This window comes from Sulfurimonas sp. NWX367 (genome assembly GCF_039667065.1).
Lineage (GTDB): Bacteria > Campylobacterota > Campylobacteria > Campylobacterales > Sulfurimonadaceae > Sulfurimonas > Sulfurimonas hydrogeniphila.
Map to the genome: position 1 here is coordinate 43,823 of NZ_JALCZM010000002.1, position 20,217 is coordinate 64,039.

A 20,217-nucleotide genomic window follows, 5' to 3' on the forward strand; every position below is an offset into this window, starting at 1 on the left:
ATATTGAAACCTTATGAACGATTTTATAAAATAGAAAAAGATTTTCGCAATCCTTATGCCCGTGACAGAGACAGAATCATTCACTCTGGGTCATTTAGAAAACTTGAGTATAAAACACAGGTTTTTCTAAACCACGAGGGTGATTTTTTTCGCACACGTTTAACACACTCTATAGAAGTATCTCAGATTGCACGTTCCATAGCATCACAGCTTGAACTTAATGAATCACTCTCTGAATCAATTGCTCTTGCACATGATCTCGGACATACGCCTTTTGGACATGTAGGGGGAGATACTCTGGATGAGTGCTTGAAGGCTGACGGATTTTCTAACGGATTTGAGCATAATTTTCAATCATTTCGGGTTGTGACCAAACTTGAAAAACGGTATAAAAATTTTGACGGACTCAATCTTACTTTTGCAACACTTGAAGGAATTTTGAAGCACTCTTATCCCTATAAAAAGCCCTTTCTTCCAGAGATAATAGACAAACAGTTTGATTTAAACAAACATCCTACCTATGAGGCTATGGTTGTAGACCGTGCCGATGAAATTGCGTATATGAGCCATGACATAGATGACGGGGTGAACTCCGGACTGCTTACTTTTGAGGATCTCAAAGAGAGTGAACTTGCCTGTGAAATTCTTGAAAAGGTTGCTTTGGAAGGTGTAGGAGAAGAGAATGATGAAATGTTCCGCTACAGATTCAGTTCACATCTTATAAACCATCTGGTCTATTCTCTCCTTGAATACTCAAAGCAAAAAGTTGCGCATTGTGAAGAAACGCCTATAGGTTTTGAAAAAGAGCTTGAAACAAAAATAAAAAAACTGAAGAAACTTCTTTTTGTCAAGATGTATCAGCATAAAAATATAGTTCGAAAAATGTATGCCGGGAAACAGGCAGTCAAAGGACTCTATAAAGGTCTGATGGAAGAAGAGAAAATGCTTCCGCAGTTTTATTATAAGCAATTGGATATAAGAAGCAAACACAGGGTTATTGCAGATTATATTGCAAGCATGAGTGACAGGTATGCACTTAATTTTCATAATGAAATGTATGGAAAAATAAATTAAAGGATTAAGAGAAGAAGAAACGTTCTCCCAAAGGAGAAGCGTTTACAGGCGTGATTCGTAACGTCTCATCATATAAAGACGTTTAAGCATTTTCTTACGAGAAGCAATTTTGAACTTTTTACGTTTTTCAGTCTCTGTTTCATGGAAACGGCGAGCACGAGCTTCTGTAACGATTAAGTTACGGTCAACTTGTTTTTTGAAACGTCTGTAAGCAGCATCAAAGTTGTCATCCGGACGTAGTACAATACCAGGCATATCACATCACCCACTTTCTGTTTAAATTTGAAATGGAAGTATAGCATAATAAATTTTTCTTTCAAAGTTGATATTGTTTTTTTATCGTGTGGTACATGAAATAATTTTTGGTAAAGTTGCTATGTCTTCCTGTATTGTGTCTAAAAAGCAGTACAGAATTTTATTTTTGCCAAGAGAATAAATGATCCACTTTCCGCTTTGTTTTGTTTGTACAAGTTGGGCTTCGCGCATCTGTTTCAGATGGCGTGAAACCAATGGCTGTGAGAGCTCTAAGGTGTCACAGATTTCACATACACAGAGCGCTTTTTCTCTGTAAAGCAGTGCTATTATTTTTATTCTGTTACTGTCTGACAGTATTTTTGCAAGCTGAACTAATTTTTCCATCTAATCTCTTTCGAAGTTTTATTATATAACAATATCGTTATATGAATTATATCATAAAAAGGAATTTTAGTTATGAAAAAATTATTATTAGTTTTAATTTTAGGATTTGTTTCTCTTGGAGCAAATTCGGGAGAAGATATATACAAAGCAAAATGTGCCTCATGTCATGCTATGAAAGGGATGATGGATCAGACACAGATGCAGGCAATGCGTCAGAAAATGCAAAATGCCACACAGGAAGAAAAAATGGCAATGCGTGAAAAAATGATGCGTAAAATGCAAAAAAGCAAAATGAAAGCGCCGCCGATGCCTATGGTATCAAAACGTTTGAAAATGATGCTCAAAACCCGTGAAGATTTTATTGCTTTTGTAGCAGATTATATACAAAACCCTTCAAAAAAGAAAGGTTTCTGTATGCCGATGGCATATAAACGTTTTGGCACAATGCCTCCGATAGGAAAAACGCTAAGCAAAGAAGAGAGAGCGGCTGTTGCTTCCTGGCTGTATGATAATTTTAAAGAGTCATGGGGCAAATCTATGGGCGGTAAAATGTGTGAAATGAAAAACAAAAATATGAAATGCGGCGCAGGAAAATGCGGTGCCGTAAAAATCCAAACACATTAGGTTTATGATGGAAACTGTTATGCTTTTTTTCTCTGCCCTGGTTGATTTAAGCAACGCCATGGCCCCTTATATTTTGTTCGGACTTGTTTTTGCCGGGTTTTTGCACGAACTTGTTCCTGAGAGTATTGTAAAAAACCATCTTGGAAAAGATTCTGTTATGTCGGTAATCAAAGCGACAGTTTTCGGTATTCCTCTTCCTGTATGTTCTTGCGGGGTAATTCCTTTGGCAACGGGTATCAAAAAAAGCGGTGCAAGTAACGGTGCCACACTCTCTTTTTTGATCTCTACACCGATTACAGGAGTTGATTCCATACTTGCGACCTATGGAATGTTTGGCTGGGCTTTTACTATTTACAGGGTTGTGACTTCGATGATTATTTCTGTTATTGCCGGAATTTTATCCAATTTTTACCCTGAAAAGGAGAACAAAAAAGAGCAAAAACCTGCCGCAGTATTTAGTATGAAGGCTCCGACAAACCAGCCCTCGGTAATGACTTTCTCGGCAGTAAAAACATCTGATGATGCAAGCTGTTGCAGCACGCAGGCAAGCAGTGGCGAGAAAAAAAACAATATTGTTAAAAATGCCTTCACCTATGCTTTTGGAACACTTTTAAAAGACATTGCGTCACCATTGCTCGTAGGTCTTCTTCTGGGTGCTTTAATAACTGTGGCGGTTCCTGACAATCTGAGTGAAATACTTATAAAATACAACTGGCTCTCGTATATCATAGTGATAGCCATTGCCGTGCCTATGTATGTATGTGCAACCGCTTCTTTGCCGATTGCCGCAGGTCTGATGCTGGCTGGTGTGAGTCCCGGAGCGGCTTTTGTTTTTTTAAGTGCAGGTCCTGCGACAAATACTGTAACAATAGGCGTTGTAAAAAAGATGTTGGGAACAAGAACGCTTTATATCTATCTTGGGACCATCATAGCCGGCTCCCTTCTTTTCGGACTGGGACTTGACTATCTTTTTCGCGATGTGAATGTCAAAGAACTTGTGCATATGGATGAGGATGCCGGTTTTATCGCCTGGATTGCAAGCCTTGTTCTTTGGGGATTTGTGCTGTACTATGTAATAAAACCATATTTTTTCAAGAATAAAGAGTGTAATGACGGCAGTTGTTGCAGTGCTTAGGGTATAATACGATTATGAAAAAGAGACTGCTCACATTTGTTTTATTGTTGTCAATGAGTTTTAACATACTCCATGCGTACGCAATAGAGGTTCTTGAGACAGACCCGTGTCAGGTGAGTGAGTATGTCCATGAATTCAGCAATAACAGTGAGACAGCGGATAACTGCATTTGTCAGTTGCACCACTGTTTTCACATTGCTTTTATTCTTCCTGAAATAAATATCCCTTTTGCACGTGAAAATTTTTCTCAAAAACCCTATTCAAATATCAAGATATATGAGTTTAACTCATACGATAACTTTCTAAAACCTCCTATCAGCGCATAGTTCTAATCTAATATTTATAAATTAATAACAAACAAAAGGATAACTATGTTTAAAAAAAGCATATTTGCAGTATTTGGATTTTGTGCAGTTCTGTCCGCACAGGATTTTGATACATTTTTATATGAGGCTTTGCAGGCATCTCCCTATCTTAAAGCGAATGCTTTGGAGATAGAGCGTGCGGATGAGCAGTCAAACGTGATACAGAGATATAAAAACCCGAAACTCTCCCTTGAGGCATCAAAGTTTACTCCTGATCTTGGAAAGAGTGAAGCAGGCTACAGGGTTGCCCTGATGCAGCCTGTCCGTTTGTGGGGTGTCGGCAAAGACAGAACAAATTTGGCAGCAGCAACAAGAGAAGAGGCAAAAGGACTGGTGACTCTTCAGCATGCAGAATTTGTGAAAGTGCTCTCTTTGCTTTATGTTGAGTATATGACCGAGTCTGCATTGCTCCGATTGGCCCGGGAGGAGTTTTTAATTTCTAAAAATATTGCAAATATTTCAAGAGAGCGATATGAAGCGGGAACAATCGCAAAAGTGAAATATCTTCGGGCAAAAGTGGATTTGACAAGCAGTAAAAACCTGCTGAATGAGAAAAAAGCAATGCGGCTTGCAAGTTATTATAAACTGTTGGCATTTGCGGGTCTGCAAAACGAGAAAGAACTCGATGACAACTATGTGTTTAGGCTTTCAGACAAAATGCAAAAAGAAGAGATACAAAACAGTTCGGCAGAGCTGTACTACCTCAAAACACAGCAAAATACCGCAAACGCAAAAGCAAGACTCAATGCAAACAAAATTCAGTGGATGAACGTTTATGCAGCCTACGAAGCTGAACCGGACCAAAGCATTGCCAGAGTCGGTATGAATATTCCTCTTGCTCTGTTTAACACAAAAAAAGAAGAGCAGCGTATCGCCGTATTACAGGCAAAACAGAGTGAATTTCTGCTGCAGAATCAAAAAACAGCGCTTTCGCGCAATATCGAGCGGTTAAAAAAAGAGTTAAATATTCTACGTGCTGTTGTAGGCTCTACACAGGATCTTTACAATGCGCAAAAAGAGCTGTTAAAAATGTATGAAGACGGTTACAAAATAGCAAACATCAACCTTTTGGAACTGCAAAATATCAAGAACCAAATGATACAGACAAAAGAAAAAAAGATAATACTTGAAAATAAAATAAACAGAAATATAGTTCTGTATAACTATGAAGTAGGAGAATATAATGAATAAGTTATTACTATCACTGTTGCTGGGAATCGGGGCTGTTGTACTGGCTGCTGAAGTTCCACTGGCAAAGACACAAATGCACAGTTTTAAAAAATCGGTAGCACTCAATGCCAAGATCATACAGCTTTCAAACGCGCAGCAGTCTATCACCTCGTTAGTGGGCGGGCATTTGGAAAAATATTTTGTCAAACCCGCACAGGATGTAAGTGAAGGGGATAAAATTGCTCTTATCAAGTCTATTAAAGTTTCAAAAATGAGCGCAGATTATATTGCACTGAAGAAACAGTATAAGTCAGCACAAAAAAATTATGAAGCTGTTGAAAAACTTTACAAAAAGGGAATGACGTCAATGCAGAGTCTTAACTCTGAAGCGATTAAGACAAGTGAAATTGCGGCCAATCTTACAGCCTTGCAGTCGCAACTTGAAACATTGAATATAGATGTGAAAAATCTCAAAAAAGCAACCGCTGACTTTATTTTATATGCACACAGCTGCGGACGTGTTTCAGCTCTTTTAAAACCATTGCACTCTTCTGTATCACCAAATGAACCGATTGTTTCAATAGTAAAGAATCAAGCCTATTATGTGAAAACCTATCTGCCTCTTGAATATGCGACAAAAGCGCGTATTGGGGATACAGTAGTGGTTGACTATGCAGGAGAAGAGATTATTACACATGCCACGCAAATAATGCCCAAGGTGGATGAAACAACACAAAGAGTCGTGGTTCTTTCAAGTGTGGATCAAAAAGTGGATGATCTTTTTATTGATGTCTATGTAAAGGCAACAATATATTTTGCTGATGCAAAAAGCTATGTTGCTGTGAAAAAATCGGCACTTTCTTTTTTTAACAACGAATGGGTGGTTTTTGTTCCCAGCAAGGAAGAGTCTCCGGAATATGTGCCGCAGGTTGTGGCAATAGTTGCAGAAGATGATGAATATGTCGGAGTAAAAGGTTTGGAGTTGGGAGAAACCTATGTGAGCGGTGAGAGTTATTATGTGAAATCGGCATTGCTCAAATCATCTCTTGGCGATGGGGATTAGGGGCTGGTATGTTAGATAAACTTATAGAGCTTTCGCTCAAATACAAAATTTTAGTGCTTGTCTTTTTTCTCGGAATTATTGCTTTTGGTTACAGGGCATACCGGGATATTCCCATTGATGCCTTTCCTGATATTACGCCGAAACAGGTTGTCATTTATACAGAGAGTCCGGGAAATTCTGCCGAAGACATAGAAAAGCTCATCACCTACCCTATAGAATCAGTTGTCTCGGGGATGGCAGGGGTGAAACTTATTATGTCAAACTCCATTTTTGGACTCTCTTATGTTTCTGTCTTTTTTGAAGACGATATGGACATATATTTTTTACGCCAACTCGTTTCAGAACGACTTGCAAGTGTGGATATTCCAAAAGGCTGGGGAAAACCTGTTTTGGGACCAAATACAACCGGTTTGGGACAGGTTTTCTGGTATCAGGTAGAAGATACAACAGGAAAATACTCCCTGCAGGAACTCAAAGAGATGCAAAAGTACATTGTTACCCCTCTTTTTAAAAGTGTCAGCGGTGTCGAAGAGGTCATCGGCTGGGGCGGTTATGAGAAACAGTATAATGTTTTGATAGATACAAAAAAACTGCAGGACTTTGGGATTACCTATGGCGATATCATTGAGGCACTGCAAAAATCAAATCAGGCAGCAGGCGGGCAGTATTTGGAGTTTAACCGGGAACAGTATCTGATTCGCGGAGCAGGTTTGTATAAAACGCTTGATGATATAAGAAACAGTGTCATAAAACCCAGTCAGGGGCAGGCTATTACCATTGGTGATGTTGCCAGTGTAATGCCTGGTGTGAGCCCAAGATTTGGAGCCGTGACGATAGACGGGAATGAAGCTGTTATGGGAATGGTGCTGCAACGGACAGCTACCAATGCGGCAAAGGTCGTCGAACGTTTAAAAGAAAAGATCAAGACAGTCAACAGTGCTCTGCCGGAGGGTGTGAAAATTACTACTCTGTATGACAGAACAGACATTACACACAAAGCGGTAAATACAATGACCTCGGCACTTTTAAGCGGTGTAGTTTTGGTTGCCATTGTACTGTTTTTATTTCTGTTTGAACTGCGCAGCGCTTTTATTGTTATCCTCTCTTTGCCCCTGTCTTTATTGAGTGCGTTTTTGCTGATGGATTATTACAATCTTTCAGCCAATCTTATGAGTTTGAGCGGTCTGGCAATTGCGGTAGGTATGATAGTTGACGGAACCATTGTAATTGTAGAGAACAGTTTTAGAAAACTGCATGACAATCCTTATGAGCCCAAATTGCAAGTAGTCACCGAGGCGGCAAAAGAGGTGGCAACCCCTGTGACTTTTGCTGTTTTAATCATTGCGGCGGTCTTTATTCCTCTGCTCTCACTTGACGGTTTAGCCGGAAAACTCTATACGCCGATGGCACTCAATATTGTGTTTGTCATGCTCGGCTCGCTGCTTGTAGCACTTGTACTGGTTCCGGTACTTATTTTGATGCTTTTAAAACCGACAAACTCTCCTGAAAATATCGTGATGAGAGCTATTAAAAAAGTCTATACGCCTGTACTGCTGTTTGCACTGGAAAATGCAAAAAAGATTTTGGCAATTGTCACTGTTGTGTTTATTGTTCTTGCCTATATGCTTTCTCAGCAGGGACGGGAATTTTTGCCAACACTCAATGAAGAGTCTATTATGTACAGGGTTATTGCAATTCCGGGAACAGCGCTTACCCAGTCCATAGAAGTTTCTGAAGATATAGAAAAGTATATACGAAAACATTACCCTAAAGATGTAGAGTCTGTGCTGACAATGATAGGACGAAGCGAAAAAGGAGAAACGGCGCAGGCAAACTACATGGAAGTGCTTTTGACGCTCAAACCCAATATTGAAAATTTGCCTGCTTTGACGAAAAAGATGAGTGAAGATTTGGAACATCATTTTGCTTTTGTACAGTTTATTCCTACGCAGCCTATTGCAATGCGTATAGAAGAATTACTTGAAGGCGTAAAAGCAGAACTGGCTATTAAAATTTACGGAGAGAATCAAAAAGAGCTTGACAGAATTGCCAAAGATATTCAAAACACCATTAAAGGCGTGGACGGACTGGAGCGAATGGAAGTAGAATCACAGCTTGGTCAGGCACAGATTAAAATAACTCCGGACTATCTCGCTCTTGCACGGTACGGTATAAGTGTAGAAGATGTGATGCAGGTTATTCGTAACGGTATAGGAGAAGAGGGTGTCACCCAGAAAATAGAGGGGATTAAAAGATTTGCCATTGTTGCCAAGATAAAAGGCGCAAAAGAAGATATTGCATCTATAAAAAATGTAACACTCCGTTCACAAAACGGAAATATTGTCAGGCTCAAAGATGTCTGTGCCATTGAAATAGTCCAAGGCGCCTCTTTTATCAAAAGAGAGAACCTGAGCCGTTATATGGTCGTCTCAATGGATGTAGAAGGACGAGATACCGCCTCTTTTGTAAAAGAAGCGGATGCGTTGATAAAAGAAAAAGTGAAAATGCCCGCAGGATACTATATAGGCTGGGCGGGTGACTTTAAAAATATGAAAGAAGCGACACAAAAGCTGATTATTATTATTCCCGTAACACTTCTTTTGGTTATTTTACTGCTTTATACGGCATTTAATTCTCTGAAAAAGTCGATGATTATTTTGCTGAATGTTCCTTTTGGGTTTATCGGCGGTATCATTGCTCTGCTTGTCGGCGGTATATATTTGTCTGTTTCGGCGATAGTGGGCTTTTTGGCTATTTTTGCCATCGCGATACTCAACGGGATTGTATTGGTGAGTTTTATAGATGAACTGCGAACCAAATATCCTGATGTGGATTTGAAGATACTTTTAAAAGATGCAACACTGCTGCGTCTGCGACCGGTACTGATGACAGCTTTTACAACACTTTTCGGAATTCTGCCGCTTCTTTATGCGACAGGTGTAGGGAGTGAGATACAGTACCCTTTGGCGGTGGTTATAACAGGAGGGATTATAAGCTCGACACTGCTTACTTTACTGATATTGCCATCAACATATCTGCTTTTTTATGATAAAAAGAAAAATTAGTGAAGTGCTAACACTTTGCTAACTATGTTGTGTGATAATACCAACATCAAAACAAGGGAATCAAAGAATTCCCGGGTTTGAAAATTAAACACAAAGGATTTCAGATGAAATTAGTTAACATTACATTATCAGTTGCTTTGCTTGGTCTTTTAAGCATAGCTTCGGCAGATGAGAGTGCTGCGACAGATACAGCAACAGTGAGCGTTGATGCACAGATAGAAGCCATTCAAAGCGCACCTGAACAAGAAAGAGTGCAGTTGATGAATGAGTTTAAACAAAGACTTATGCAGATGAATCAGGAAGAGCGAATGGCTGCAATACAAGAGATGCAGAGTAAAATGCAGACAGAAGCAGGTGCCGGACACGAACTTGGTACAGGTACTGCAGCAATGGCAAGAGATATGATGCCTGATGAAGAGCATAACCTTGGTGATATGACGCAGACAAGAGCTCAGGACCATGTACAGGAGATGCAGATGCAGACAAATGAGCATATGAACCAGGTACAGAATATGACACAGCAGCAGGCTGGCAGTCAGTATATGCAAACTGTTGAAAGAAGTGGCGGAGCAGTCGAACAAAATATGAATATTGACATGATACACCGCAGATAGAAAAATTAAACAATCAATCATCTCCAGAGCTTAACGAGGTGATTGGTTTATAAAGGAGATACCTATGAAAAAAATGTTTATTTTAATGATGCTGGGCATGTTCTCTGCCAGCCTTTTTGCCTACTCTGATTCAGATATGGACGGTGTGGATGACAGTAGAGACAAATGTCCCAATACCCCTTTGACCGATTTGGTTGATATAAACGGGTGCACTAAAAAAAGTCTTGTCTCCTCCCATCATTTTGATATTATAATCGGTGCAAATTATGCCGGATCCAATTATGCCTCTTTAAATCAGACAGATACCTATTCCAGTTCCCTTCAAATTGACTATTACTATAAAAACTTTTCACTTCAGGCGTCTACATCCTATTATACTACCAATGGAGACGGCTATAGTGAAAATGGTTTAAATGACTCATTTTTAGGAGCATCGTATCAGTTTAAACCACTGAAATCTTTCTCTTTTCGTGTAGGGGCGGGCGTTCTTCTGCCTACATATGATACAGCGTTAAATAACAACAACACTGACTATACAGCTTCACTGAATGCAAGTTATGCTTTAGGAAAAGTCAATATATTCGGTGGTTATATTTACACGATGATTAATGATGATGATATAGCAGGAACGGTTGCCTATCAAAACACAAATGCATTTAGTGGCGGTTTAGGGTATTACGTTACAAACAAACTGTACCTAAGCGGGGCATATAATACTTCAGACAGTATTTATGCAGGTGTTGAAAAAATCAGAACAGTTTCGGCGTACGGATACTACAGTATCAACATGCACTGGTTCACTACCTTCTCTTATGCGTACGGACTGAGTGACAGTGCAAGTGACCAAGCCGCTTCCGTAAAACTGGGCTATTATTTTTAAAGAAAGATGATGCAAAAACATATACTTTTACTTGAAGATGATGTACCCCTCGCCCTGACTTTGGCAGAGCTCTTGGAAGGGGCCGGATACAGTGTCGATACGGTACACAACGGAAATGATGCTATTGACGCTTCTTATGAGAACAGGTATGATTTGTATGTTTTTGATATTAATGTTCCGGATATGAACGGACTGGAACTTTTGGAGAGCCTGCGAAATGCCGATGATACTACACCGGCAGTTTTTATCAGTGCTTTAATAGATTTGAATTCTATATCCAAGGCGTTTTCCATTGGTGCGGATGATTATCTCAAAAAGCCTTTTTTCCCGGAAGAGTTGCTTATCCGTGTCAATGCCAAATTGTCTCAGACAAACAAAGACATTGTTTATAAAAATCTGAGATATTCAGCAGAAAAAAAAGAGCTTTATAAAGATGGCAAAATAGTCTCTTTGGGAGAAGTGCAAGAGTGCCTTTGTGATCTGTTTATGCATAATATCGGCAAGGTTTTGGACAAAACTGTTCTGATGGACTGTCTTGTCAGCCCATCAGATGCGGCTTTACGGGTTGCACTCAATAAATTTAAACATATCACAGGTCTGGATATAAAAAATATTCGCGCAATAGGATATATGCTTGAAAAAAGTTGAAAAAGAGTCCCTGCTGAAGAGTTTTTTTCTCTTCTTCTTATCACAGACACTCTTGGCAGGGGCTCTTTTTCTGCTCAACTATCAAAAAGAGCTGCAAAGCCTTGATGAGACTGTTTTTTCAAAAATGAGACTTTGCAGTTTTTCTCTGCAGTGTAAAGAGTTTCAATACGATTTTGTCCCCAAAAAAGAGTATGAACTCTACAGACTGTATAAAAATGAAAGCGAATTAAGTGCTTATTTTTCCATTCCGAATTCTACAAAAAATGCCCTGAAAATTTATCTTCCAAAAGAGAAGTATATGCAGGAGGTACGCACTCTGCAAAAAGAACTTTTATGGAATTTTTTTATTGTTGTATTTGTCATCGCAATATTGTCTTTTTTCTTTGCTCTGTATGCACTCTCTCCGTTAAGAAAGGCGTTACATGTAACCGAGGAGTTTATAAAAGATATTTTACATGATTTTAATACGCCTTTGTCTACCTTGCGCCTCAATGTTTCCATGCTCAAAAGTGAAACGGGAGAAAATACTAAAATTGAGAGAATAGAAAATGCTGTGCAGAATATTTTGAATCTGCAGGCAAATTTGCGAGCTTATCTGCATTCACATGTAACGCAAAAAGAGCAGCTTGTGTTAAAAGAATTTTTGAAAGAGCGTATAAATCTTATAGAAAGTAATTACAGAGATATCAGCTTTCATACAGAAATTCCGGCTGTTGTGTTACATGTAAACAAAGATTCTTTTACGAGAATCATAGATAATCTGATCTCAAACGCTGCCAAATACAATCAAAAAGAGGGAAAGGTTTTTATCCGATTTAGCGATAATATTTTAAGCATTGAAGATACAGGCAAAGGCATACAAAATCCCAAGCGTGTCTTTGAGAGATTTTACAAAGAGCAGGAGAGAGGTATAGGCATAGGACTGCATATCGTTAAAAAACTGTGTGAAGAATTAGATATTGCTGTTTCTGTACAAAGCGAAGTCGGCAAGGGGACAGTTTTCACGCTTAATCTTAAAAATATCATAGTATAATTTCTTTATGATTTCCCAAGATTCCATAGAAGCCCTCAAAGCCAGACTTGATATTGTTGATGTTGTCGGCAGCTATATAGAACTGAAAAAAGCAGGGGGTAATTTTAAAGCACCTTGTCCTTTTCATGAGGAAAAATCCCCCTCTTTTGTAGTGAGTCCGCAAAAACAGATCTTTCACTGTTTTGGATGTGGAGCCGGCGGGGATGCAGTGAAGTTTGTGATGGAGTATGAAAAGCTGAACTATCCCGAAGCTTTGGAAAAACTGGCGGATTCCTATAACTTTACACTTGCTTACACCGATAACAAACATAACAAACCGCGTTCACAGGTTATGGAGAAGCTCAATGAGTGGTATCAATCACTTTTAACGAAAAACCAAACAGCCTTTTCGTATCTTCAAGAGCGGGGCATTTATGAAAACAGTATAGAAAAATTTGGTATCGGCTATGCACCTGATTCGAATGCAACGCTGAACTTTATCCGCTCACAGCAGTTCAGTATCAAAGAAGCAGTGGATATGGGTGTTGTCGGTTACAATCAGGAACGCAACCATACCTATGCCCGTTTTATAGAGCGAATAACCTTTCCGATTTTCTCCGCCAACGGCAGTATTGTCGGCTTTGGCGGTAGAACCATAACCGGACATCAGGCAAAATATGTCAACTCTCCCGAGACAGCCTTTTTTAACAAATCACGTCTTTTGTATGCCTATCATCTGGCAAAACAAAGCCTGCATAAAAAAGGCGAAATCATTATCACAGAGGGTTATCTTGATGTTATAATGCTGCATCAGGCCGGATTTGACAATGCTGTGGCAACGCTGGGAACGGCGTTGACACATGAACATCTGCCGTTGCTTCGAAAAGGTTCTCCTCGTATTGTCATGGCATATGACGGAGATAAAGCAGGGCGTGCAGCGGCACTCAAGGCTTCAAAACTTTTAAGTGCTTCTGGTTTTAACGGCGGTGTTGTGGTGTTTGACGGAGGACTTGACCCTGCCGATATGGTCAAAGAGGGGCGCGTTGAAGAGTTGAGCAGTATGTTTCGCAAAGCAAAACCTTTTATAGAGTTTGTCCTTGATGAAATTCTTTCTCTGTATAATCTCAAAGACCCAAAAGCCAAAGAATCCTGTATGCAAGAGGGCATTGCCTATCTAAAAACACTCTCTCCCATACTGCAGGAGGAGTATAAAACCTACCTTGCTTCACGTCTGGGCGGATTGGGTGTCTCTCCCTCGCTTTTGCGATTCAATACCCAGACAGACACAAACAGGCAGAACATGCCACAGCAAAGAAACAGTGCGCACAGAGATATGTGGGAACTCTCTTTGATTAAAACTATTTTGGACAAACCTGAGTATATTGAACAGATTTTGGATGTGATTGACCCGAGTTTTTTGCAGTTTCACTCTTATGAATTTTCACTGGTCCTGCAGGGAAAACAAGATACTCCCGAGATAATGGCTATTCGGGTAGATGAGACTATCACACCGCTTCAAGATGAAGAGGCTTTGAATGCGGAACTGATTACTTTTTTGACAAGATACTATGAAAGAGAGTTGAAAAAGGTCAATATTGCTTCAAATATCAGTTTTGAAGAGAAAGCTTTTTATATCCGGAAATTCCGGGGGAAAATTGCAAAACTCAAAAGAGGGGAACTGGTCACACCGAATGATTGAGTCGGATTAAAGATTTTTTGTTATACTAAAGAAAACAGAAGGAACCCAAGATGGCAGGCGTACATTTCTCATTTGACAATTTTAAAAATTTACTGGATTTAAACATCGGTATATCGGACAGACTGGATGAAAACCGTGCTGAGAGTTTTACTCTGCTCTATTGCGATTTTTCGGGGATTGAGCAGAGTGTGGTGGATGCTTCTTTAACGGAAATACTGCGTTCATCAGATTCGATAGCAAATGACGGCGCGGATTATTTTTTTGTTCTTCCTTACACTGACAAATACGGAGCTGAGATTGTCAAAAAGATGTTTGATGAGTTTTTTGCAAAGTATCTGGACTCTTTTTTACTGAGCTATCCCGTGGACGGTGAAACAACAAAAGATATTCTTGAAAATATGCAAAACAGTGTCAGTAGATTTTTTAAAAAAGAGTTGCACTGTCTGGACAGGATTACAAGAGACTATTAGAAGTCTTTTTTTGTAAATTTATAATATTTGGAGTTTTTGTAAAAAGAGATTGCTTCGGATATTTTTTGCTCTTTGTATATTTTTTTATCGCACACCCATCTGCATTTTATTTTTGGGTTGTGCATCGCTTCAATATTTGACTTGGAAACTTTTGTGGCATATATGGTCTCTGCAAGTACCAATAACGGCAAAAGTATAAAAAATATAATTTTCATATTTTTAATATCGACACTTCTTTAAAAATATTAATGCTTTCTTGGAACCGGTACTTTCTAACGCTAAAGCGTGACTTGGAAAAAAACTAAATTTTTTTCTGCAGTGCCTGCTGTTGCAATAGTCTTGCCCCCCTCAGCCCGGACTGAAGTCCGCGTTCCGAAAAATCTGCTTAACTTAATGGAACACTAAATGCTTTGTATTTTAAAATTCTTTTGAAAAGCAGAGGAGCAAAGTGTGATTTCAGTAGATATAAAAAAAGAGATTTCTTCCTTATCTCCTTTAAATACAGCACTTCCGGAAGAGGAAGAGCCAACGATCTCTTTTGCATCCTTGCTTAAAGGAACAAAAGAATCAAACAGTAAAATTATGCAAAACGGTTCATTGATTCTTGCATTAAATGATGAAAAAGTTTCTGTTGGATCTGCCACAGAAGTAGAAAGTTCCGAACTTGCTTCGCAAATAACAGCCAAAATGTCACAAGAGGATGTTAAAGTTTTGATAAAAGAGGCAAAAGAGTTTCTGAAAAACAAAATTGTGCAGAGTGAAGGGTACAAGAAAGCCGAGATTGATGCCTTGCCAAAAACACTGAACGGTCTTGTACAGCTTGCAAAGAAAACAGGGATTGAACTTTCAAAAATCACATTGGAAGAGGTGAAAGACTTTGCACAGACGAATGCAAAAACAATAGCAGAGCAGAAATCTCCTTCTTTGCAGATAAAACAAGAAGCAGTACAAAAGTCAGAACAAACTTCTTTTTCCCAGATAAAACAAGAAGCAAAAGAAGAAGCAGACGTTTCAAATGAAGAGATACCGGTTCGTGTCAAAGTAAAAAAAACAAAAGCAGATGTTGCAAAAGTTCAAGAGACAGGGGTGGCAGACGAAAGTTTGGAACTGGTAAAAAAAGAGATTGTTAAAAATACACAGCAGGTTAAACAAGAGCAGAAACAGACCCCCTTGTTTAAAGCGCAGAGCAGCGTTGCTGAAATTACGACACAGCAAATTGTAGATACAAAAGTAAATACACTGACAATAGACAAAACTCCAAAACAAAAAGCTGATGACACATTGAAGCTTCTTCTGCGTGGAGAAAAAATCACAAAGAATGAATCAGGTCTTACAGCAGATTTTTCAGTGGCAACAGCAAAGGTAATGGTAGCACCACATACTTCAAGAGAGGCAGAAAAATCATTAGCGTCTCTTTTGCAAAATGACAAGAGTGAAGAGGGCGCTGTACAGGCAAAGACAGATGGATTGAATATTGCAAAGGCAGACAGTTTTGAGGTAAAACTCAATGAAGCAAAACAGATGGTTAAATATCTCTCTCATGATGTAAAATCTGCAATTGAAGAGTATAAGTCGCCATTTACACGTATCAAAGTTCAGCTAAATCCACAAAGACTGGGTGAGGTTGATCTGACGATAGTACAACGCGGAAAAAATCTTCATATAAATATCAGTTCAAACAATACTGCCATCAATACTCTGGCTGTGAATGCGCAGGACTTAAAAGTGCAGTTACAAAATAATGGAATACAAAATGCTTCTTTAAATTTTAACAGTAATGCTCAAAGCGAAAACTCTCAAGCCGGACAGCAGGAACAGCAGAGACAAAACCAGCAAAAGGCTGATGACGAGTACAACTATTTTGAAACGCTGCAGAGCAATGAAGAAGTTTTAAGCTCATTGGAAATTGTAGTTCCATACTACGCATAAAGGACATATTATGACAATAGATACAACAGCAAATAATTCGGCACTCTCCGCAACTACATCGTCTGACAATCCAAAAGGAACACTCGGGAAAGATGATTTCATGAAGCTGCTTTTGGTACAGCTTCAATATCAGGATCCCACGGAACCGACGGATACAGAAACAATATTGACACAGACTTCCCAATTGGCCAGTCTTGAGTCGGCAGATAATACAAATGCAGCCTTGGAAAAATTGACAGCTTCTTTGGGAAGTTCGCAACAGTTTTCGACTATTGCAGCGATAGGAAAAACTGCTGACCTTGGCAGTGATGCTATTGCTCACGACAAGGGGACAGATACAACCTTTGAAGTTTATTTTCCAAATGCAGTCGAACAGGGTACGGTTTCTATTACAGATGCAGACGGAAATACTGTACAGACTTTGGATGTAGGAACAAACCCTTCAGGTGTGTATCAGTTTACATGGGATGGTACAGACACCTCGGGCAATCAGGCTGAGAGTGCCATTTATCATGTAAATGCACAGTATGTAGATGCAAATGGTGACACACAACAAACACGCTTGGGAGCTTATCCTATAGAGTCTGTACGATTTGACAACGGAAATACACTTGTCAAAGTCGGTTCAAATTATGTGCCGTTAGACAACATAAAAGAAGTTTACTAAAAGAAGGATTTGCTATGATGACGCAAGCATTTTATACGGGAATATCCGGCTTAAAAACATCTTCTGGTGGTATTGATGTTGTTTCAGATAATCTTGCAAATATTTCTACTGTCGGATTTCGTGCATATAATGCTGAATATTCAACACTTTTTGAAGACAGCTTAGCCAGCGCATCAAATAATCTTGCCTTGAATAACAGTATAGGTACTGGTGTGCAGATGCAGTCAACTTCTCTCTCCCTGGCACAGGGAACTTTGTCACTTTCTGACAGAAGTACAGATTTGGCTATTTTGGGTGATGGCTGGTTTGGAATTGAGCAAGGCGGTGCACCACTCTATACCAGAGCGGGAGACTTTACTTTTGATGCAAACAGTGATCTTGTCACTACTGATGGATACTATGTTCTTGGAACAATTGGAAATAATATCAGTGAAGACAACATACTTACACAAACACTTAGTGAAGTTCCGTTAGGTGGTGTAAATGAGCAGGAAAAACTACGTTTTCCAAAAACCCTCACATACCCTCCTGAACCAACAACACAAGTGAAATTCTTAGGAAATGTAGGTGTGGGTGCAGAAGGTTCAGAAGTGGTTACAATGGGTGCAAGTGTTATTGACCCTCAAAATAATCGTAATGAGTTGCGTTTAGAATTTACCAAATCAGCAGTGCAAACCCCGCCGGGAACACAATGGGATGTTACAGCAACAACACAATCACTTGATGGGCAAATAATTTATGATACGCAAACCGGAACAGTTGCATTTGATGAAACAGGCGCCCTTGTCTCATCGACATTAACAACTATAGACAATAATGGCACACCTGTCACCATTGATCTTGGTACAGCATATGATGGGGTTGTTTCAATCGACATACCTGTAGTACCTGGCTCTTCTGTAGCCGATGGAACAATAGGGGGAGAACTTGAGGGATATGCAATCAATAAAAACGGTGAGGTAATTGCAACGTTTACAAATGGAAGACAGAGTAGTGTCGGACGCATAGCCGTATACCATTTTGTCAATGATCAGGGCTTGGAGAGGATTACCGGTACTCGATTTGGAGTAAGTTCCAACAGTGGTGAACCAATTTTTTTTCAAGATACCAACGGGCAAAATATAATTGGAACAGAAATTACAAATTTTAGATTGGAAGGCTCCAATGTTGCAATGAGTGCCGGACTTACCGAACTGATCATTCTGCAGCGGGCATATGATGCCAACTCAAAATCAATTACTACAGCGGATCAAATGATGCAAAAAGCACTCAATATGGATGCATAAAGTATAAAACTGGAACACTTTATGCTTTAAAAATCATACTAACACTATCTTTTTGCGATAGTTTTTAAAGGATTTAATATGTTAAAATCACTTTTCTCCGGGGTATCCGGACTGCAGTCCCATCAGGTTGCGATGGATGTAGAATCAAACAATATTGCCAATGTCAATACAATTGGCTTTAAATATTCCAGAGCAAATTTCTCAGATCTTTTGGCACAAACAAAGGCAATTGCTACTGCTCCTCAGGGACAGCTCGGCGGAAAAAATCCTGTACAGGTGGGGCTTGGTTCAACGGTCAGCTCCATGACGCGTATTTTTTCACAGGGATCTATCCAAAACTCCGATAAAAATACGGATGTCGCGATTCAGGGAGATGGGTTTTTCATTATATCGCCTGATGGGGGGAACACATATAAATATACACGTGCAGGTGATTTTAAGTTTGATGCAGGCGGAAACTTTGTTGACAATAACGGCTTTATAACACAGGGATGGCTGCGTGATCCGGTTACCGGAAAAGTGGATTCTACTGCACCGATTGAAAATATCAATATTCCGCCAGGATTGACAACTCCTGCAAGTCCAACTTCAGAAGTTGTTTTAAAAGCAAATCTCAATTCGGGACCTTTGGTTGAGAGTTACTCTCGTGCTTATCAAATTGATGATGCCGGAGTTGTGAGCGATTATAACGGTAATACCGCTGGTGTAAATTCCGGTGATGTCGGTTCTATGTTTAACAGTAACGGAGAGGCTTTTTCTTTGCAGGACGGACAGGGTATAACAATTGACTATGGTAATGGAACTGTACAGACATATGAGTATCAGTCAGACGGTACAGGAGACTTTCAGACATTAAAAGACCTTAGAGACAAGATAAAAGCAGATGTGAATCTTGTGTCATCTACTGCAACAGTTGTTGTAGATGAACAGGGGAAAATAAAAATTGACAACTCAGCTGCCGGTGGTGCTGCTTTAAATATTATAGTAGAACCACTGTTAGCTGGTGGGGTGACTGAAAATACACGCTTTTTGACAACAATGAGTGCCCTAGAAGGCAGTTTGCCAAATGTTACAGGAGCCGTTGCTTTTTCTCAGGATTTTAATGCCGCTACGCATTCAAGTTCTATAGATATATTTGATTCACTGGGTACTAAACATACGCTTCGAACTGAATTTAGAAAGGTTTCTGCAAGTAAATGGGATATGAGGATTACCGTTCCTGAACCTGCAACAATCAGTACAGCAGCCCCTACAAACCAGGTCAATGGTTCGATAACATTCAATACAGACGGCTCTCTGAGTACCTATGATCCGACAAGTGTTTCCTTTACCGGAAACAACGGTTCTGCTCCAAATCAGACTGTTAATCTTTCTTTTGGTACGCCTAACAACTTTGACGGGATGACATCATTTGACAGTAAAAGTGCTACTTCCGGGATTTCCCAAGACGGTTTTACAGGAGGGGATTTGATTGGAATCAGAATTGATCAAAGCGGTACTCTGATTGGTTCATTTTCAAACGGACGTTCTTTTGGTTTGGCACAAATTGCTATGGCGAAATTTACAAATAACGAAGGTCTGGCAACCGAGGGCGGAAATGTGTATAACCAGACAGCCAACTCAGGAGACCCTATCATAGGAACTGCTGCGACTGCCGGACGCGGATTTATCCAAAGTTCTGCGCTGGAAGCTTCAAATGTTGACCTTTCACGTGCGCTTACACAGCTTATTATCATTCAGCGTGGTTTCCAGGCAAACGGAAAGACAATTACAACGTCTGACCAGCTTCTGCAAACACTTATTGGTTTAAAACAGTAAGCTTTTAGTGCAGCACTCTGTTTTCAGGGCTTTATTGGCTCTGAGAATGTATAATTATT

Annotated in this window: 20 protein-coding genes; 17 read left to right on the forward strand and 3 right to left on the reverse strand. The window is 39.6% G+C overall.

The window, feature by feature from the left end; all coding sequences use genetic code 11:
* Positions 1-3 precede the first annotated feature (3 nt).
* Entirely contained in the window at positions 4-1,074 is a 1,071-nt protein-coding gene (gene dgt / locus MNY28_RS04785; protein ID WP_151901447.1) for a dGTP triphosphohydrolase, read from the forward strand.
* Between the two features lie 42 nt (positions 1,075-1,116).
* On the opposite strand, the gene rpsU is transcribed toward dgt, so the two are convergent.
* The gene (gene rpsU / locus MNY28_RS04790; protein ID WP_151901446.1) at positions 1,117-1,329 is read right to left on the reverse strand and encodes a 30S ribosomal protein S21; all 213 of its coding nucleotides are present in this window, start codon (positions 1,327-1,329) and stop codon (positions 1,117-1,119) included.
* A gap of 81 nt (positions 1,330-1,410) precedes the next feature.
* Positions 1,411-1,713, reverse strand: coding sequence for a metalloregulator ArsR/SmtB family transcription factor (locus MNY28_RS04795; protein WP_346389065.1), 303 nt, complete (start codon positions 1,711-1,713; stop codon positions 1,411-1,413).
* A 72-nt stretch (positions 1,714-1,785) separates the two neighbouring features.
* On the opposite strand from MNY28_RS04795, the gene MNY28_RS04800 reads away from it, so the two are divergent.
* From MNY28_RS04800 to MNY28_RS04855, 12 genes are all read left to right on the forward strand, one after another.
* A complete protein-coding gene (locus MNY28_RS04800; RefSeq protein WP_346389066.1) occupies positions 1,786-2,337 on the forward strand; it encodes a c-type cytochrome in 552 nt (183 codons plus the stop codon).
* A 4-nt stretch (positions 2,338-2,341) separates the two neighbouring features.
* Positions 2,342-3,472, forward strand: a complete 1,131-nt coding sequence (locus MNY28_RS04805) for an SO_0444 family Cu/Zn efflux transporter (protein ID WP_346389067.1) — start codon at positions 2,342-2,344, stop codon at positions 3,470-3,472.
* Positions 3,473-3,486: 14 nt separating this feature from the next.
* Positions 3,487-3,798 carry a hypothetical protein gene (locus tag MNY28_RS04810; protein ID WP_151901443.1) on the forward strand — a complete coding sequence of 104 codons (312 nt, stop codon included), beginning with the start codon at positions 3,487-3,489 and terminating at the stop codon, positions 3,796-3,798.
* Positions 3,799-3,843: 45 nt separating this feature from the next.
* The gene (locus MNY28_RS04815) at positions 3,844-5,028 is read left to right on the forward strand and encodes a TolC family protein (RefSeq protein ID WP_346389068.1); all 1,185 of its coding nucleotides are present in this window, start codon (positions 3,844-3,846) and stop codon (positions 5,026-5,028) included.
* Entirely contained in the window at positions 5,021-6,070 is a 1,050-nt protein-coding gene (locus MNY28_RS04820) for an efflux RND transporter periplasmic adaptor subunit (protein ID WP_346389069.1), read from the forward strand. Before MNY28_RS04815 ends, MNY28_RS04820 begins: the two co-directional genes overlap by 8 nt.
* Positions 6,071-6,078: 8 nt before the next feature.
* Entirely contained in the window at positions 6,079-9,135 is a 3,057-nt protein-coding gene (locus MNY28_RS04825) for a CusA/CzcA family heavy metal efflux RND transporter (protein ID WP_346389070.1), read from the forward strand.
* Between the two features lie 104 nt (positions 9,136-9,239).
* A complete protein-coding gene (locus tag MNY28_RS04830; protein WP_346389071.1) occupies positions 9,240-9,749 on the forward strand; it encodes a hypothetical protein in 510 nt (169 codons plus the stop codon).
* 64 nt (positions 9,750-9,813) lie between these two features.
* A complete protein-coding gene (locus MNY28_RS04835; protein ID WP_346389072.1) occupies positions 9,814-10,629 on the forward strand; it encodes a DUF3187 domain-containing protein in 816 nt (271 codons plus the stop codon).
* 9 nt (positions 10,630-10,638) lie between these two features.
* Entirely contained in the window at positions 10,639-11,277 is a 639-nt protein-coding gene (locus tag MNY28_RS04840) for a response regulator transcription factor (RefSeq protein ID WP_151901437.1), read from the forward strand.
* Positions 11,264-12,310 carry a HAMP domain-containing sensor histidine kinase gene (locus MNY28_RS04845; protein ID WP_346389073.1) on the forward strand — a complete coding sequence of 349 codons (1,047 nt, stop codon included), beginning with the start codon at positions 11,264-11,266 and terminating at the stop codon, positions 12,308-12,310. Before MNY28_RS04840 ends, MNY28_RS04845 begins: the two co-directional genes overlap by 14 nt.
* Before the next feature lie 7 nt (positions 12,311-12,317).
* Positions 12,318-13,988, forward strand: a complete 1,671-nt coding sequence (gene dnaG, locus MNY28_RS04850) for a DNA primase (RefSeq protein ID WP_346389074.1) — start codon at positions 12,318-12,320, stop codon at positions 13,986-13,988.
* Positions 13,989-14,038: 50 nt separating this feature from the next.
* Entirely contained in the window at positions 14,039-14,458 is a 420-nt protein-coding gene (locus tag MNY28_RS04855) for a hypothetical protein (RefSeq protein ID WP_151901434.1), read from the forward strand.
* On the opposite strand, the gene MNY28_RS04860 is transcribed toward MNY28_RS04855, so the two are convergent.
* On the reverse strand, positions 14,455-14,673 hold the full coding sequence (locus MNY28_RS04860) for a hypothetical protein (RefSeq protein ID WP_346389075.1): 219 nt from the start codon (positions 14,671-14,673) through the stop codon (positions 14,455-14,457). The genes MNY28_RS04855 and MNY28_RS04860 overlap by 4 nt on opposite strands.
* A 235-nt stretch (positions 14,674-14,908) precedes the next feature.
* On the opposite strand from MNY28_RS04860, the gene MNY28_RS04865 reads away from it, so the two are divergent.
* The 4 genes from MNY28_RS04865 (at position 14,909) to MNY28_RS04880 (ending at position 20,158) form a co-directional block, all read left to right on the forward strand.
* Complete coding sequence (locus MNY28_RS04865; RefSeq protein ID WP_346389076.1) at positions 14,909-16,387, forward strand: flagellar hook-length control protein FliK; 1,479 nt, start codon at positions 14,909-14,911, stop codon at positions 16,385-16,387.
* A 10-nt stretch (positions 16,388-16,397) separates the two neighbouring features.
* A complete protein-coding gene (locus tag MNY28_RS04870; RefSeq protein ID WP_346389077.1) occupies positions 16,398-17,054 on the forward strand; it encodes a FlgD immunoglobulin-like domain containing protein in 657 nt (218 codons plus the stop codon).
* Between the two features lie 14 nt (positions 17,055-17,068).
* Positions 17,069-18,340 (forward strand): flagellar hook-basal body complex protein, encoded by a 1,272-nt coding sequence (locus tag MNY28_RS04875; RefSeq protein WP_346389078.1) that lies wholly within the window; start codon positions 17,069-17,071, stop codon positions 18,338-18,340.
* Positions 18,341-18,418: 78 nt separating this feature from the next.
* Positions 18,419-20,158 carry a flagellar hook-basal body complex protein gene (locus MNY28_RS04880; RefSeq protein WP_346389079.1) on the forward strand — a complete coding sequence of 580 codons (1,740 nt, stop codon included), beginning with the start codon at positions 18,419-18,421 and terminating at the stop codon, positions 20,156-20,158.
* Positions 20,159-20,217 lie beyond the last annotated feature (59 nt).

What these genes read in the sequence shown, in the direction of transcription:
- MNY28_RS04830 (WP_346389071.1), top strand. Translation starts at nt 9,240, where the DNA reads ATGAAATTAGTTAACATTACATTATCAGTTGCTTTGCTTGGTCTTTTA.
- MNY28_RS04805 (WP_346389067.1), top strand. Translation starts at nt 2,342, where the DNA reads ATGATGGAAACTGTTATGCTTTTTTTCTCTGCCCTGGTTGATTTAAGC.
- MNY28_RS04810 (WP_151901443.1), top strand. Translation starts at nt 3,487, where the DNA reads ATGAAAAAGAGACTGCTCACATTTGTTTTATTGTTGTCAATGAGTTTT.
- MNY28_RS04870 (WP_346389077.1), top strand. Translation starts at nt 16,398, where the DNA reads ATGACAATAGATACAACAGCAAATAATTCGGCACTCTCCGCAACTACA.
- MNY28_RS04820 (WP_346389069.1), top strand. Translation starts at nt 5,021, where the DNA reads ATGAATAAGTTATTACTATCACTGTTGCTGGGAATCGGGGCTGTTGTA.
- MNY28_RS04835 (WP_346389072.1), top strand. Translation starts at nt 9,814, where the DNA reads ATGAAAAAAATGTTTATTTTAATGATGCTGGGCATGTTCTCTGCCAGC.
- MNY28_RS04815 (WP_346389068.1), top strand. Translation starts at nt 3,844, where the DNA reads ATGTTTAAAAAAAGCATATTTGCAGTATTTGGATTTTGTGCAGTTCTG.
- MNY28_RS04800 (WP_346389066.1), top strand. Translation starts at nt 1,786, where the DNA reads ATGAAAAAATTATTATTAGTTTTAATTTTAGGATTTGTTTCTCTTGGA.
- MNY28_RS04860 (WP_346389075.1), bottom strand. Translation starts at nt 14,673, where the DNA reads ATGAAAATTATATTTTTTATACTTTTGCCGTTATTGGTACTTGCAGAG.
- dnaG (WP_346389074.1), top strand. Translation starts at nt 12,318, where the DNA reads ATGATTTCCCAAGATTCCATAGAAGCCCTCAAAGCCAGACTTGATATT.
- MNY28_RS04855 (WP_151901434.1), top strand. Translation starts at nt 14,039, where the DNA reads ATGGCAGGCGTACATTTCTCATTTGACAATTTTAAAAATTTACTGGAT.
- MNY28_RS04795 (WP_346389065.1), bottom strand. Translation starts at nt 1,713, where the DNA reads ATGGAAAAATTAGTTCAGCTTGCAAAAATACTGTCAGACAGTAACAGA.
- MNY28_RS04875 (WP_346389078.1), top strand. Translation starts at nt 17,069, where the DNA reads ATGATGACGCAAGCATTTTATACGGGAATATCCGGCTTAAAAACATCT.
- MNY28_RS04825 (WP_346389070.1), top strand. Translation starts at nt 6,079, where the DNA reads ATGTTAGATAAACTTATAGAGCTTTCGCTCAAATACAAAATTTTAGTG.
- rpsU (WP_151901446.1), bottom strand. Translation starts at nt 1,329, where the DNA reads ATGCCTGGTATTGTACTACGTCCGGATGACAACTTTGATGCTGCTTAC.
- MNY28_RS04880 (WP_346389079.1), top strand. Translation starts at nt 18,419, where the DNA reads ATGTTAAAATCACTTTTCTCCGGGGTATCCGGACTGCAGTCCCATCAG.
- MNY28_RS04840 (WP_151901437.1), top strand. Translation starts at nt 10,639, where the DNA reads ATGCAAAAACATATACTTTTACTTGAAGATGATGTACCCCTCGCCCTG.